The following is a 13458-nucleotide window of genomic DNA, read 5'->3' as shown; positions in this document are numbered from 1 at the left end:
ATCGGGGATTGACAGTATCGGAAGTCCCCTGAAGTATTGTTAGCGGTAACATTTTGCCGGATCGCCTCCGGCCAGAAGGGGGATCATGCGCACTGCAACGACGCAACTGGGCGGCACGGGCGAACTCAACTGGGCCGGAAACTACCGTTACGGCGCCGCGGCAATCCATCGCCCGCGCACCGTCGATGAGGTCCGGGGCTTCGTGTCTGCTGCGCCCAAAGCGCGGGCCGTGGGGTCGCGGCACTCGTTCAACTCCATCGCTGACTCCTCCGGCGTCCTGATCTCACTGGAGGACCTGGAACCGGACATCAGCATCGACGCCGCCGCCCTCACCGTCTCCGTCTCCGGCGGAACCCGCTACGGAACGCTCGCCGCGGAACTGGACCGGCAGGGGTTCGCCCTCGCCAACCTCGCCTCCCTGCCGCACATCTCCGTGGCCGGCGCCATCGCCACCGCCACCCACGGATCGGGCGACACCAACGGGAACCTGGCCACATCGGTGGCGGCCTTGGACATCGTCTGCGCGGACGGTTCCGTGCGCACCCTGACCCGCGGCAGTTCCCCCGGCTTCGACGGCGCCGTGGTGGGCCTGGGCGCCTTGGGCATCGTCACCCGGGTGACCCTGGATATCGAGCCGCACTTTGAGGTGCGCCAGGACGTCTTCGAACAGCTGCCGTGGGAGACAGTCCTGGCGGACTTCGACGCCGTCACCTCCAGCGCGTACAGTGTCAGCCTGTTCACGGACTGGAGCGGGAGCACCGTGGCGCAGGCCTGGCTCAAAAGCAGGATTCCCGACGGCGGAACCTCCGCCGGCGCCCACGCCGCCGTCCGAACCGGCTTTTTTGACGGCCCGGACGGGGCAGGCGCCACTGACCCGGCGCTCCGCACGTTCTTCGGCGGCACCGCCGCTCCGCAAGGACGCCACCCGCTGCCGGGCGTTTCCGCGGAAAACTGCACCGAACAGCTCGGCGTCGCCGGCACCTGGGCGGAGCGGCTGGCTCACTTCCGCATGGCATTCACCCCCAGCAGCGGCGACGAACTGCAGAGCGAATTCTTCGTGCCGCGGGAGCACGCTGTTGCGGCCATCGGCACCATGCGCGGGCTGTCGGAGGCGGTGACTCCGCTGCTGCAGGTGGCCGAGATCAGGACCGTGGCCCATGACCGCCTCTGGCTCAGCCCGTCATACGGCCAGGCTTCGGTGGGGCTGCACTTCACCTGGAAGCCGGACCAAGAGGCGGTGGAGCGGGTGCTGCCGCTCATTGAAGAGCGCCTTGCCCCGCTGGGCGCGCGCCCGCACTGGGCCAAGCTGTTCACGGCCGACGCCGCGGCCCTGGCGCCGCTCTATCCGCGCTTTGCCGACTTCCGCAAGCTGGCGGAGGGAATGGACCCGGAGGGCAAGTTCCGGAACGAGTTCCTGGAGCGCAAGGTCTTCGGGTAAGCAAGGTTTCGGCTAAGGGGTTCGGCTAGATCCGCGGCCGGCCGGCCCAACGCCGCGCCTTGAGCGCGCCGTGGAGTTCCAGCCGGACCATGCCCTTCAACGGGTCCACGCCCAGCAGTTGCCGGATGCGGCCCAGCCGGTTGTAGATGCTGCTCCGGTGCAGGTGGAGTTTCTCGGCGACGTCCTGGACCGAGCCGTCGTTGTCATAGAGCAGCTCGAGCACCGGCAGCAGTTCCCCGTTCCGATCATGGTCCTCGAGGGTCCGGAAATTCACCGAACCCGCATCACCCCAGACGCCGGCCCCGCCGCCGGCGGACGCCAGCAGCTGGTACACACCGGCGGCCCGGCAGTCCACGAGCTCCCCCAGCTGCGGATCCACCGCCGCGGCCTGTGCCGCCAGCTTGGACTGGCGGTATGCTTCGGCCAGCTCCTTGGTGCGGGTGAACCCCTCGCTGATGCCCAGGATGATGCGCTCCACGGGACGCCCGGAACGCTTGGCGAGTTCCAGCTGGTAGTGCACCAGGACCTGCGCGTGGCTGGCGCGTCCGGTGGACTCCCGGAACAGGACCACGGCATGGGTTTCGGCCCCCGCGCTGAACAGGGTGGCGTCCACGCCGATGGTTGCCTGGAGCGCCGCTGCCCGGTGGATGAGCGTTGAGGCGATGGGATCGGGCCCGGCGGACCAGCCGTCGGCGTCGAGGACGGTCACCAGCTGCCACGGTCCCCGGTCCTGCACTTCCTTCCAGCCGGCCACGGCTGCCACGGCATTGGCTTCCCCGGCGCAGGCCGCCAGAAATTCCCGTTCGCGGCTCCGGCGGAACTCGGATTCCGCGGTATTGGAGTCCAGCAGGAGGCCGGACAGCAGATCAAGCTCGTCCCGGACGTCCGGCAGCTGGGTGAGGATCGCCGTCGCGCTTTGCTCCTCCGCGTCCTGCTGCACCCAGAGGTAACCCACGCGGAACCCGCGGACCATCAGCGGGACGCAGACGCGCCCCAGCATCCCCAGGTCCTCGTTGGCAGGAATGACGACGGGACGCACCGCGGTGGCGATCCCGTGCGAGAGCTGCCACGCCTTGACGTCCAGGGGTACGCGTTTGCTGAGCAGGAAGTTCACCCGCACCCTGTCCGCGTGCGACTGGTTTGAACTGTAGGCGAGAAGCAGGCCGTCCAAGTCCTCCAGCGATAACCCACGGCCCAGCTTCAATGCCACCCGCTCCACGAGCTGTTCCACGTCCTGCTGTTGCATGCTGCAAGACTACGTCCCGGAAGTCCTGCCGGGCGAACGGACAGCAGGCGACACCTGCCGCTCAGCAGCTCGACAAACGTCGAGCGGTGATCGCAAAAATCCGCGGAATCATGCGGTTCTTGCAGCCGGGCACCAGGCATTTGCTGTCGCCTGCCTCACAACCGGATCTATTCTGGAATCACACCTCCCCCGCAACTTTCGGCCTCAAGAGCCATCGAATATGGAGCCCAAAATGATCATCGGTGTCCCCAAAGAGATCAAGAACAACGAATTCCGCGTCGCCATCACCGCTGCCGGCGTCCACGAATTCCGCACGCACGGCCACACCGTTCTGGTCGAACGCGGCGCAGGCCTGGGCTCGGGCATCACCGACGAGGAATACGCCATCGCCGGCGCCGAGATCGTCGCTGATCCGGATGAGGTCTGGTCCCGGGCCGACATGGTGATGAAGGTCAAGGAGCCCATCAAGGCCGAATACCACCGCTTCCGCAAGGGCCTGATCCTCTTCACGTACCTCCACCTGGCCGCCGAGCCCGAGCTCACCCGCGAACTCATCAACTCCGGCGTTACGGCCATCGCGTACGAAACCGTCCAGGAAGGCCGCACCCTGCCGCTCCTCGCGCCGATGTCCGAGGTCGCCGGCCGGCTGTCCGTCCAGGTCGGCGCCACGTCCCTGATGGCCCCTGCCGGCGGCAAGGGCGTGCTCCTGGGCGGCGTGCCCGGCGTCCGCCCGGCCAAGGTTGTGGTCCTCGGCGCCGGTGTCGCAGGCACCAACGCCGCGGCGATGGCAATCGGCCTCGGCGCCGACGTCACCATCCTGGACATCAACATCAACCGGCTGCGCGAACTAGACGCCCAGTACCAGGGGCGCCTGAAGACGGTCGCGTCCAACAAGTACGAGATCGAGAAGTCCGTGGTGGACGCGGACCTCGTCATCGGTTCCGTGCTGATCCCCGGCGCCAAGGCTCCCAAGCTGGTCACCAACGAACTCGTGGCCCGCATGAAGCCCGGCTCCGTGCTCGTGGACATCGCCGTGGACCAGGGCGGCTGCTTCGAGGACACGCACCCCACCACGCACCAGGAACCCACGTACAAGGTGCACAACACCATCTTCTACTGCGTGGCCAATATGCCCGGCGCCGTCCCGAACACGTCCACCTACGCGCTGACCAACGTCACCCTGCGCTACGGCGTGGCCCTGGCCAACCTGGGCGTGAAGGCAGCGTTCGAGAACGATCCCGCCCTCGCCGCCGGCCTAAACATCGCCGCCGGCCACGTGGCACACCGCTCCGTCTCCGAGGCGCACAACCTGCCCCTCGTAGCGGACTGGCACGAGCTGGTTTCCGCATAACCTCTTGGTTGCCGTTTGAACGGCAGTCATCCAACGCGTGCTGCTCCTTCGTCGCTTTGACGCACGCTTTCTGGATGGCTGCCGTTCAAACGTTAAGCCCGGAGGTGGGGAGCGAAACCGAGCTCACCCAGCGGTTCACTTTGAGTTATTAGGCGAGCGTGCGGGCCTGCTCTATCAGTTTCAGGACTTCGACCGGGCCGGCCGGATCAACCGGGAGGGGGAGCGCGGAGGCCGTGCCGCCGTCGGAGATCTTGGCTGCGAGGATGCGGTAGAACTCCGGGTAGGCGCCGCGCTCGGTGGACAGCCGGTCGATGTGGCCGTCCCGGCCGAGCTGCCCCGCCCACTCGGGGTCCTCCACGCCGTACTCTTCATCCAGCGGGCCACCGCCGGCAACTATGTAGGGTTCCTGCGGGTCGATGCCGTGCTTGGTGTAACCGGCTTCGGATCCCAGCACGCGGTAGCGCGGCCCCTGCTGGGCGCACAGCATGTTCATCCACAGGTGGCTCTGCACCCCGGACTCGTGCTGAACCACCAGGAAGCAGTCGTCGTCCACCTTTTCGTCTGGCCGCCGCGCCAGCAGTTCCGTATGGACCACAGCCCCGGGCCCGAAGAGCAGCAGCGCCTGGTCCAGCAGATGGGTGCCGAGATCGAAAAGGACCCCACCCCCGTCGGCCGCCGTGGCCTCCGCCTTCCAGGCCTTGGACACCTCGGGCGACCACCGCTCAAACCGCGATTCAAACCGCATTACCTGCCCCAGGGAGCCGCCCTCCAGCAGCGCCTTCACGGTCAGGAAGTCCCCGTCCCAGCGGCGGTTCTGGAACACGGTGAGGACCCTGCCCAGCTGGTCGGCGAGCCCGATCAGCTCCTGCCCCTGCGCACTGGTCACGGCGAACGGCTTGTCCACCACGACGTCGAGCCCGGCCTCGAGGGCGGCTTTCGCCAGCGGGTAGTGCGTGGCGGGAGGCGTCCCCAGGACCACAAGATCAAGGTCGGCGGCCAGCGCAAGGACGGCATCGCCGTCGGGCACTGTTTTCACGCCGGGGTACCGCTCGACGGCGGCGGCCTGGCGTCCGGCGTCGGACGTCGCGATGACGTCCAGCGAATAGCCCTGGTCAGCGGCGATCAGCGGCGCGTGGAAAACGCTGCCGGAGAGGCCAAAACCCACAACTGCGGTGCGGATACGGGAGGAAGCGGCATCGGTGCTCATGGTGCAACGCTACTCCGCTGGCCGGACCAGCCGCGTAACAAGCTGGCGCCAAGATTCCTCCAGCCGCTCCGGGGACACACCCTGCACACGGACGGCATACAGGAGCCGCTCCGGATCGAGGGTCGCGCTGAGCGACATCGCCATGAGCCAGGGGTCCGCCTCCAGGCCGGCTTCGCGCAGCAGATACTCGAGGTGCCGGTGCCACAGCACGGCGGCGGGGACCTCGAAGCGGTTGTACACCGAGTGGTCGGCGGCCCGCGCAAGGTCCCCGTATTCCAAGACGTAACCGATGCGCCCGGCGCCGAAGGCGATGAGCCGCTCCAGCGGCGGCGCCCCGGGGCCGAGCGGCGGTGGCCCGAACATGAAACGCCCCTGGAATTCGGCCTCGGAGTCACTAAGGAGCGTCATCATGAGCCCGGCGCGGCTGCCGAAGCGGCGGAAGACCGTTCCCTTGCCCACGCCCGCGCGCTCGGCCAGCTTGTCCATGGTGAGGCCGTCGGCACCGCACTCCTCGATCAGCTGCCGGGCCGCGCACAGCAGCAGTTCCCGGTTCCGGGCGGCATCGCTGCGTTCGGGGCCGGAACCGGGTGTCCCGGAGCGGATTGGGATGAGGCTCACAAGAAACATTCTAGACCGGGGAATATTATCCGGACCGTAGTCCGTTTAGTATCGGTGAAGGCATTAAGCGCCTCAACACCCAGCCAGCCGGCGGACCCCCGCGGCCTGATAAAAGGAGTTCAAATGTCCAAGAACACCGTCCTCATCCTCGTCGGCAGCCTCCGCGCCGATTCCACCAACCGTAAACTGGCCGAGGCCATCCAGCTGAACGCGCCGGAAGACCTTGAAATCGTCATCCACGAGAGCCTGGGCAACATCCCCTTCTACAACGAGGACATCGACGTCGAGGGCCAGGTCCCCGAAGCCGCTGCTGGCCTCCGCGCCGCAGCCAACACTGCCGACGCCCTGCTTCTGGTGACGCCGGAGCACAACGGCACCATGCCCGCCTCGCTGAAGAACGCCATCGACTGGCTGTCCCGCCCGTTCGGCGCCGGCGCGCTTGCCGGAAAGCCCACCGCCGTCGTCGGCACCGCCTTCGGCCAGTTCGGCGGCGTCTGGGCCCAGGACGAGGCCCGTAAGGCGGCAGGCATCGCCGGCGCGAAGGTGCTCGAGGACGTCAAGCTTGCCGTTCCCGGTTCCATGGTCCGCTTCGCCGAGACCCACCCGAAGGACGACGCCGAGGTTGTTGAGCAGATCAAGGGCATCTTCGAGTCCCTGGCATCCGCTGAGCGGGCCACCGCAGCAGCCTGATCCAGTTAGCTCCGCGCACGCCCCCGGCAACCTGACCGTTGCCGGGGGCGCGCGTCGTTTAAGCCCGCGGGCGCGCCGGGCTGCACGGGTTACGGGGCGCCGGGGCGCCGGGGCGAAACCAATCCGTGACTGAGCTGCGGCCGAACTGAAACCCGCGGCGACTCCCTCCGCCGTAACGTTGATGTACCGGGCGGACCGGGGCAGGAAGTGCGGTGCACTCATGAAGACCAGCCAGGGCGGCAGGGCACGCAGGGCAGGGGCTGTTGCCTGCTGCCTTCTGCTTCCGTTGTGGCTCGGCTCCTGCACACCGCTTGCGGCGCCTACGGGAGGTTCTGCGGACGCCGGTGCCGCGGCCCCCGCTCCCCAGCCACGCCCGGTCCCGCCCGCCAGCCCGCCGGAGGAGGCCGCCGGCCCGCCTGGGGCCGCCACAGGTCCCGCCGAAGGGTCCGGATCCGCCGCGTCCGGCCCCGACATCGGCGCGGGCACCGCGGCCGACGCGCCGGCGCAGGGCTTCGGGTCACCTGCCGGCCCGCCCCCGGCGGCGGACGGCCCCGCCGTTCAGGACCTGCCGTCCGCCGGCACGCAGGAGGCGCCCGTGGGCGCGGCGCCGGAGGCCGTTCCGCCTGAGGCCGCCGCACCGAAGGCCACAGAACCGAAGGCCACCACACCCGGAGCAGGCGCCGCCGCAGGCGCACAGGCCGGCGCCGGAACCGCGGTGTACTACGTTGCCCTCGACGACGGCGGCACGTCGGGCGTGCGCTTCGGCTGCAACGACAGCCTGGTTCCCGTGCGCGACGCCGATCCCTCCATCCGGGAGCCGCTGCACGCTGCCATGAGCCGGCTGCTGTCCGGCCCGGGGGCGCCGCCGGCGTCAGGCCTCTATAACGCCCTGTCCTCGTCCACGCTGCAGTATGTTTCCGGGTACCTTGACGGCACCACGGTGGTGGTCAACCTCACCGGCTCGGTGCAGCCGGGCGGGGTCTGCGATGTCCCCCGGATCGAGGCGCAGCTCACCCAGACCGCCGTCACGGCTGTGGGTGCCACCCGTGCGGAGATTTACGTCAACGGCGTCCGTCTGGCCGAGGTCCTCAGCCTCCGCTAGCTGCCGGGCAAGCCTTCGCTAGCGCCGGGGTCCTTGACGGGCTTCCCCGCGGGTAACCCCTGCTTCATTCTGCGGTGACGCATTCTCCGGCGCCGCCTTTGCCGGCGTCTCATTTCCCCGGGTCACGCTGCCGGGCCTTCACCGGGGCAAACAGGGCGTCCATCTCGGCGTGGCTGCGCGCTCCGGCCAGTTCCGACCAGTTGCCGTCGCCGAGGACCTCCGCGGCCACCCGGGACACGGTCGCGTACGCGGCCTTCGCCGTATTGCCGCCGATACTGATCCGCCGCACGCCGGCGTCGTGCAGTTCCCCAACCGAAGCGGCCCCGACGCCGGCCAGCGCGTTCAGCGGCGCCGCGATTCTCCGCGCGAGTTCGTGCAAAACATGGAGGTCCGTGGCGCCGGGAACGAATATACCGTCGGCTCCGGCCGCCAGATAGGCGCCGGCACGCTGCAGGGTTTCTTCGAAGGCCGCTTCCGGGAAGCGGCCTGACAGATAGGTGTCCGTCCTGGCGTTGATGAAAAGCGCCACGCCGAAGTCTTCAGCCGCGTCCCGAACAATGCCGATCCGGCGCGCCTGTTCCGCCACGGCGGTGAGCGGATCCCCGCCGGAGTCCTCGAGGTTCACGCCCACGGCACCGGCCTCGAGCACCGCCGTGATGGTCTGGCGGAACATGCCATCGTCAAAGGCGCCGTCGGAGCCCGCGTACCCGGTTTCGATGTCCGCCGTGACAGGTAGGGTGGTGGCCGCCGCGATCCGCCGCACCGCCTCCACGGCAAGGCCAGTAGGCAGGTGGCTGCCATCCGGAAATCCCAGGCTCCAGGAGATGGCGGAGCTGGAGGTTGCGAGCGCCGTCGCTCCGGCCTCCTCTACGAGCTTTGCCGACGCCGCGTCCCACACGTTCACGAGCACCAGCGGCGCCGCCGCGGCCGAGTGGAACTGACGGAAGGCGGCCGCCTTGGCTGACTGGGCGCTGGCAGAAGGGTGCGGTGTCATGGCTCCATTCCATGCCCTCGGCGAACGGAGGTAAAGCCTGCCGGGAAACCTGGGGTTTCATTGTCAACAACTGTTGCCTTCCCGGCAACAGTTGGCTGTATCCTAGGGAATGTGACCCACGAAACACTTGATGCCGCGGCAGCCGTCCTGCCGGCCGAAGCCATTGATGCAATCGAACGCGCGGCCACGTCCGCCCACCGCCACGACGAACTCTTCTCGGAGCGCGCAGCAAACATCAAGCAGTCGGCCGTTCGGGACGTCTTCGACATCTCCATGCGCCCGGGGCTCGTCTCCCTCGCCGGAGGCAGCCCCTACCTGCAGTCCCTGCCCCTGGAAAAACTCGCCCAGACGGCCGCGCGGATCATCGCCGAAGACGGCCTGACGGCCCTCCAATACGGCGGTGGCCAGGGCACGGAGGAACTCCGCACGCAGATCTGCGAGGTGATGGCCGCCGAGGGTATCCTCGATGCCAAGCCGGAAAACGTGGTGATCACCGCGGGCTCGCAGTCGGCCCAGGACGTGGCCACCAAGGTGTTCTGCAACCCCGGCGACGTCGTCCTCGTGGAGGAGCCCACCTACGTGGGCGCCCTCAACACCTTCGAGGCGTATCAGGTGCAGGTTGAGGCGGTGGTGATGGACGACGACGGGCTGGTGCCCGAGCTTCTTGAGGCCAGGATCGCCGCGCTCCAGACCGCCGGAAAGAACATCAAGTTCCTGTACACCATCCCCAACTTCAACAACCCGTCCGGGATCACCTTGGCGAGGGAACGCCGGCAGCAGATCGTGGACATCTGCCGCAGGGCTAACATCATTGTCCTGGAGGACAACCCCTACGGCCTGCTGAGGTTCGACGGGAAGCCTCTGGAACCGCTGCGGGCGGCCAATCCGGACGATGTCATCTACATGGGGTCCTTCTCCAAGATCTTTGCGCCTGGCCTGCGCATCGGCTGGGCACTCGTGCCGGCACACCTGCAGCGCCGCTACTACCTGGCCTCCGAGGCCGTCACGCTGTGCCCGCCCACCCTGAACCAGATGCTGGTCTCTGCCTACCTCCGGGATTACGACTGGAAGGGCCAGATCGAGACGTACCGCGGGCTGTATGCCGAGCGTTGCCACGCCATGCTGGCCGCGCTGGAGGAGCATATGCCGGAGGGGCTCACCTGGACCCGGCCCGAGGGCGGATTCTTCGTGTGGGTGACGCTTCCCCCGGGCGTGGACACCTACCCGCTGCTGCGGAAGGCAATCGACGCGGGTGTGGTCTTCATCCCGGGCGCCGCCTTCACGCACTCGGACGAGCCGTCCAACAAGCTCCGCCTGGCCTTCAGCGCAGTGCCGCCGGAGGCCATCGCCGAGGGCGTGCGCCGCCTGGCGCCGGTGCTGCGGGAGGCAATCGACGCACTCGCGTAGGCCGCACTGCCCGCACTGCCCGCAGGGTGGCCGCACCTCAGGGGTAGGCTGAGAACGGCTGCCGGATACCGGTGCAGACGCAGGAGACAATGAGGCGCTGCGGACGCAGAGCCGGCGAACGAAGAGGAGCAGGGCATGGGCGGAACCATCGTTGTAGGCGTGGACAAGAGCGGGACCGCCAAGAAGGCGGCGGAAGCAGCCCGGGACCTTGCCCTGGCGCTTGGGGCAAGGCTGCACGTCGTGTCGGCCTTCGAAACCGACCGGACCGAGGTCTACGGCAGCGGCAGCGACAGGTGGATTGTCTCGGATGCGGGCGAAGCCGAGAAGGTGGCCAAGAACGTCGCCACAGACCTGAGCGGCGGCGACCTCAAGATCACCTACTCCTCGGCCCGGGGGAAGCCGGCCGAGGCCCTCGTCAAAGAGGCCGAACGGCTCGACGCGCGGATGATCGTGGTGGGTAACCGGCGCATGCACGGCCTGGGGCGGGTCCTGGGCAGCGTGGCGAACAGCGTTGCCCACACTGCCTCCTGCGACGTCTACATCGCCAACACCTACGGCGCCGACTAGGCTGCAGCCGGCGCGAGTAAGAGCGCGAAGCCGCCGCCGACTTGACGCGGGTCACCCCGCGTGGTGCGCAGTCTCACCCCGCTTTCCGGCAAGCCGCGACGAACCCGACGGTAAAATTGGAGGTGCCCCGATGGAGCGGACATCCGAGAATCTACCTTCAGGGGAACACTTTGCTTACACTCCAGCGGCGCCAGCTCGTGGGTCATGACATCCTTCTTGCCCGTCACGGCAACCACATCAGCGCGATGCGCATCGACCGTTCGGCGGGCCGCGTCATCGCCCTGCTGGATGACGGCTCCGTGGACAGCGCGCCGAACCTCATCTCCCCCGACCTGCAGCTGCCCGATACCATGCAGAGCGTCCTGCGCGAGGACTGGAAGTTCCTGGCTGCCGTGTCAGGCACCGTCGCCGCCGTATCCGGTGCGATGATTGTCGCGGCCGTTGCCTTGGCGGGTATGACTTCCGATCCCGTCCTGGCCCAGCTGATGACCACCTACGCGGCCTACTGAGGCTCGGCTCCGGCGGCGTCACGCGCGGCGGACTGTCAGTTCCAGGAGCAGCCACCACAGCAGCGTGGTGACGCCGCCGCCAACCACCGCGCCGGCCACCACCTGGGCCACCGTGTGCGCGCGGAGCACCACCCGGGACCAGCAGACCGCGGGGATCAGCAGCAGCACCGGACTCCACGGGGCGCCCAGCGTCAGGACCGCGACGGCCGTGGCGAAGGCGATGGACCCAGCGTGCCCGCTGATTTTCCAGAAGAGGCTGATGACAGCAAGCACCGCCACTCCGCCCACGGTCGCCAGCATCATCGCTATCACGCTGCGCGGAGCGTCGATGGCTAGCAACAGGCATAGTCCGGCCAGCAGCGACACTGCTGCCATGGCCAGCACCGGGGCGCGCTGCCGGCGGTCGCTGACGTGGTGGTCCGTCACCTTCCCCAGCCGGACCAGCAGTACGACGGCGGCCAGCGGCAGCACGCACACAAACAGCACCGCCACGGCACCGAACCACGCCGTACCCGGGAACCCCGGTTCAACGGCGGGGCTGAACAGCAGCAGCAGGGCCACAGTGACCGTTGGCTGAAAGAGCTCCGTGATCACCCTGGCCGCAAGGTTCATGGCACGAATGTTCACGAAGGTGCCGTTCCGCCCACAGTTCCGCCTTCCGCTTCCGCGACCCCCGGCCGCGGCCCTTGCCCCGGCCGTGGCCTTGGCAAGGGCCGAATCAGTCAAGCAGCAGGGCCGGCTCCTCAAGGATGGAGGCAACGTCGGCCATGAAGCGGGCTGAGAGGTCGCCGTCCACCACACGGTGGTCGAAGGAACCGCCGAGCGTGGTGATCCACCGCGGAATGACCTCGCCGTCCAGCACCCACGGCTTCTGCTTGATGGTGCCGAAGGCCACGATGGCCACTTCGCCGGGATTGATGATGGGCGTGCCGGTATCGATGCCGAGGGCCCCGATGTTCGTGACGGTCAGGGTGCCGCCCTGCATCTGGGACGGCTGGGTCTTGCCCGCACGGGCCGTGGTGGCGAGGTCGTTCAGCGCCAGTGCAAGCTCCTTGAGCGAAAGGTCCTGGGCGTTCTTGATGTTCGGGACCATCAGGCCCCGCGGCGTGGCCGCGGCAATGCCGAGGTTCATGAAGTGCTTGACGTGGATCTCCGCGGTATCGCTGCCGTCCGGGTTGTCCACCCACGTGGCGTTCACGCTGGGATTGCGCGCCGCGGCCCAGACGACTGCCTTGGCAAGAATCAGCAGCGGGGAGACCCGGATACCCTCGAAATCGCGGGAGGCCTTGAGCCGCTTGACGAACTCCATGGTGCGGCTGGCGTCCACATCCACGAAGATGCTGACGTGCGGGGCGGAGAACGCCGATTCCACCATGGCCTTCGCGGTGGCCTTCCGGACGCCCTTGACCGGGATCCGTTCGATCCGCTGGTCCTGCGGCCGGCCCGACTTGCCCCAGAACGTGTCGGCCTTGTCCAGCTCCGCGTCCCGTTGCGACTGGTAGCTGACCAGGTCCTCCCGGGTGACCTCGCCACGGGCGCCGGTGGCGACGACGTCGGCCAGGTCAATCCCCAGGTCCCGGGCGATCTTGCGCACCGGCGGCTTGGCCAGGACCTTGTTTACGAGCCCGGTGATGGTACCGCCGAGCGTGGGTTTGTCAGCCAGCCCGCTGATGGAGCCTGCCGGACCCGCCGCAACCGGGCCGCCGGTTGAGACCGGCGGAACCGGGGCGTCCAGCACAGCCTCCGCAGACCGGGGCTGGACAGGCTCGATCTCCGGAGCACCGTGGATCGGGTCCGCCGGAATCTCGGTCCGCGCCCTGCGCGGGCGGCGCTTGACGGCGTCGGCCTTGGGCCCGGACCCCACCAGCGGACCGCTGGCCAGGCCGCCGTCGGAAGCTCCGCCGTTGGAAACGGGCCCGACGTCGGCCGCAAGCTTTCCGTACATCGGTGCCGCAGGTGCGGCTGTCGGCGGGACCGGCGCCGGCACATCCGCCGGGGTGGGGTCGCCCGCGACGACGTCGGACACGCTGATGATGGCCGTCCCGACGTCGACGGTCACGCCTTCGGGGACCAGCAGCTCCGTGACGGTGCCGGCGAACGGCGACGGCAGCTCCACGAGGGACTTCGCGGTCTCAATTTCGCAGAGGACATCGTTGATGGCCACGGTGTCGCCCGGCTTGACCTTCCAGGAGACGATCTCGGCCTCGGTCAGGCCCTCGCCGACATCGGGGAGGTTGAACTTGTTCAGCGTCATGGGGTCCTCGGGTTCGAAAGCTCAGGCGGTCCGGCCAGTGCACGGAGACGCCGGTAGGCGAAGGTGACGGTAAAG

Annotated in this window: 13 protein-coding genes; 7 read left to right on the top strand and 6 right to left on the bottom strand. The window is 68.3% G+C overall.

The window, feature by feature from the left end:
• Positions 1-85: 85 nt before the first annotated feature.
• Positions 86-1438: a D-arabinono-1,4-lactone oxidase gene (locus CXQ90_RS12180; protein ID WP_104139441.1), complete on the top strand. Its 1353-nt coding sequence runs from the start codon at positions 86-88 to the stop codon at positions 1436-1438.
• A 25-nt stretch (positions 1439-1463) separates the two neighbouring features.
• On the opposite strand, the gene CXQ90_RS12175 is transcribed toward CXQ90_RS12180, so the two are convergent.
• Positions 1464-2684 (bottom strand): CdaR family transcriptional regulator, encoded by a 1221-nt coding sequence (locus CXQ90_RS12175; RefSeq protein ID WP_104139440.1) that lies wholly within the window; start codon positions 2682-2684, stop codon positions 1464-1466.
• 232 nt (positions 2685-2916) lie between these two features.
• Between CXQ90_RS12175 and ald the strand changes: the two genes are divergently transcribed.
• On the top strand, positions 2917-4035 hold the full coding sequence (gene ald, locus CXQ90_RS12170; RefSeq protein WP_104139439.1) for an alanine dehydrogenase: 1119 nt from the start codon (positions 2917-2919) through the stop codon (positions 4033-4035).
• A 148-nt stretch (positions 4036-4183) separates the two neighbouring features.
• Here the strand turns inward: ald and CXQ90_RS12165 are convergent, their stop codons facing one another.
• Both CXQ90_RS12165 and CXQ90_RS12160 read right to left on the bottom strand, forming a co-directional pair.
• Positions 4184-5242, bottom strand: a complete 1059-nt coding sequence (locus CXQ90_RS12165; RefSeq protein ID WP_104139437.1) for a Gfo/Idh/MocA family oxidoreductase — start codon at positions 5240-5242, stop codon at positions 4184-4186.
• Positions 5243-5251: 9 nt separating this feature from the next.
• Positions 5252-5860, bottom strand: a complete 609-nt coding sequence (locus CXQ90_RS12160) for a TetR/AcrR family transcriptional regulator (RefSeq protein WP_181038542.1) — start codon at positions 5858-5860, stop codon at positions 5252-5254.
• Between the two features lie 123 nt (positions 5861-5983).
• Between CXQ90_RS12160 and CXQ90_RS12155 the strand changes: the two genes are divergently transcribed.
• Together CXQ90_RS12155 and CXQ90_RS22940 are read left to right on the top strand one after the other, a co-directional pair.
• Positions 5984-6550, top strand: a complete 567-nt coding sequence (locus CXQ90_RS12155; RefSeq protein ID WP_104139434.1) for an NAD(P)H-dependent oxidoreductase — start codon at positions 5984-5986, stop codon at positions 6548-6550.
• A 220-nt stretch (positions 6551-6770) separates the two neighbouring features.
• Positions 6771-7652, top strand: a complete 882-nt coding sequence (locus CXQ90_RS22940) for a GerMN domain-containing protein (RefSeq protein ID WP_258064510.1) — start codon at positions 6771-6773, stop codon at positions 7650-7652.
• Positions 7653-7761: 109 nt separating this feature from the next.
• On the opposite strand, the gene CXQ90_RS12145 is transcribed toward CXQ90_RS22940, so the two are convergent.
• Positions 7762-8646 carry an isocitrate lyase/phosphoenolpyruvate mutase family protein gene (locus tag CXQ90_RS12145; protein ID WP_104139433.1) on the bottom strand — a complete coding sequence of 295 codons (885 nt, stop codon included), beginning with the start codon at positions 8644-8646 and terminating at the stop codon, positions 7762-7764.
• 111 nt (positions 8647-8757) lie between these two features.
• Here CXQ90_RS12145 and CXQ90_RS12140 point away from each other — a divergent pair, with 111 nt between their 5' ends.
• From CXQ90_RS12140 to CXQ90_RS12130, 3 genes are all read left to right on the top strand, one after another.
• Positions 8758-10053 carry a PLP-dependent aminotransferase family protein gene (locus CXQ90_RS12140; RefSeq protein ID WP_104139431.1) on the top strand — a complete coding sequence of 432 codons (1296 nt, stop codon included), beginning with the start codon at positions 8758-8760 and terminating at the stop codon, positions 10051-10053.
• 135 nt (positions 10054-10188) lie between these two features.
• Positions 10189-10620 (top strand): universal stress protein, encoded by a 432-nt coding sequence (locus CXQ90_RS12135; RefSeq protein ID WP_104139430.1) that lies wholly within the window; start codon positions 10189-10191, stop codon positions 10618-10620.
• A 170-nt stretch (positions 10621-10790) separates the two neighbouring features.
• Positions 10791-11129, top strand: coding sequence for a hypothetical protein (locus tag CXQ90_RS12130; RefSeq protein ID WP_104139428.1), 339 nt, complete (start codon positions 10791-10793; stop codon positions 11127-11129).
• 18 nt (positions 11130-11147) lie between these two features.
• On the opposite strand, the gene CXQ90_RS12125 is transcribed toward CXQ90_RS12130, so the two are convergent.
• Positions 11148-11741, bottom strand: a complete 594-nt coding sequence (locus CXQ90_RS12125; protein ID WP_104139427.1) for a phosphatase PAP2 family protein — start codon at positions 11739-11741, stop codon at positions 11148-11150.
• 106 nt (positions 11742-11847) lie between these two features.
• On the bottom strand, positions 11848-13383 hold the full coding sequence (locus CXQ90_RS12120; RefSeq protein ID WP_104139425.1) for a dihydrolipoamide acetyltransferase family protein: 1536 nt from the start codon (positions 13381-13383) through the stop codon (positions 11848-11850).
• Positions 13384-13458 lie beyond the last annotated feature (75 nt).

It is taken from the genome of Arthrobacter sp. ZGTC131, assembly GCF_002929275.1.
Classification (GTDB): domain Bacteria; phylum Actinomycetota; class Actinomycetes; order Actinomycetales; family Micrococcaceae; genus Arthrobacter.
The sequence above is the reverse complement of the archived record's forward strand: the minus strand, read 5'-3'. Positions and strand labels throughout refer to the sequence as shown.

Bases quoted from the DNA above. Each gene is read 5' to 3' on its own strand.
- CXQ90_RS12180 (WP_104139441.1), top strand. From the start codon at position 86: ATGCGCACTGCAACGACGCAACTGGGCGGCACGGGCGAACTCAACTGG.
- CXQ90_RS12175 (WP_104139440.1), bottom strand. From the start codon at position 2,684: ATGCAACAGCAGGACGTGGAACAGCTCGTGGAGCGGGTGGCATTGAAG.
- ald (WP_104139439.1), top strand. From the start codon at position 2,917: ATGATCATCGGTGTCCCCAAAGAGATCAAGAACAACGAATTCCGCGTC.
- CXQ90_RS12165 (WP_104139437.1), bottom strand. From the start codon at position 5,242: ATGAGCACCGATGCCGCTTCCTCCCGTATCCGCACCGCAGTTGTGGGT.
- CXQ90_RS12155 (WP_104139434.1), top strand. From the start codon at position 5,984: ATGTCCAAGAACACCGTCCTCATCCTCGTCGGCAGCCTCCGCGCCGAT.
- CXQ90_RS22940 (WP_258064510.1), top strand. From the start codon at position 6,771: ATGAAGACCAGCCAGGGCGGCAGGGCACGCAGGGCAGGGGCTGTTGCC.
- CXQ90_RS12145 (WP_104139433.1), bottom strand. From the start codon at position 8,646: ATGACACCGCACCCTTCTGCCAGCGCCCAGTCAGCCAAGGCGGCCGCC.
- CXQ90_RS12135 (WP_104139430.1), top strand. From the start codon at position 10,189: ATGGGCGGAACCATCGTTGTAGGCGTGGACAAGAGCGGGACCGCCAAG.
- CXQ90_RS12125 (WP_104139427.1), bottom strand. From the start codon at position 11,741: ATGAACCTTGCGGCCAGGGTGATCACGGAGCTCTTTCAGCCAACGGTC.
- CXQ90_RS12120 (WP_104139425.1), bottom strand. From the start codon at position 13,383: ATGACGCTGAACAAGTTCAACCTCCCCGATGTCGGCGAGGGCCTGACC.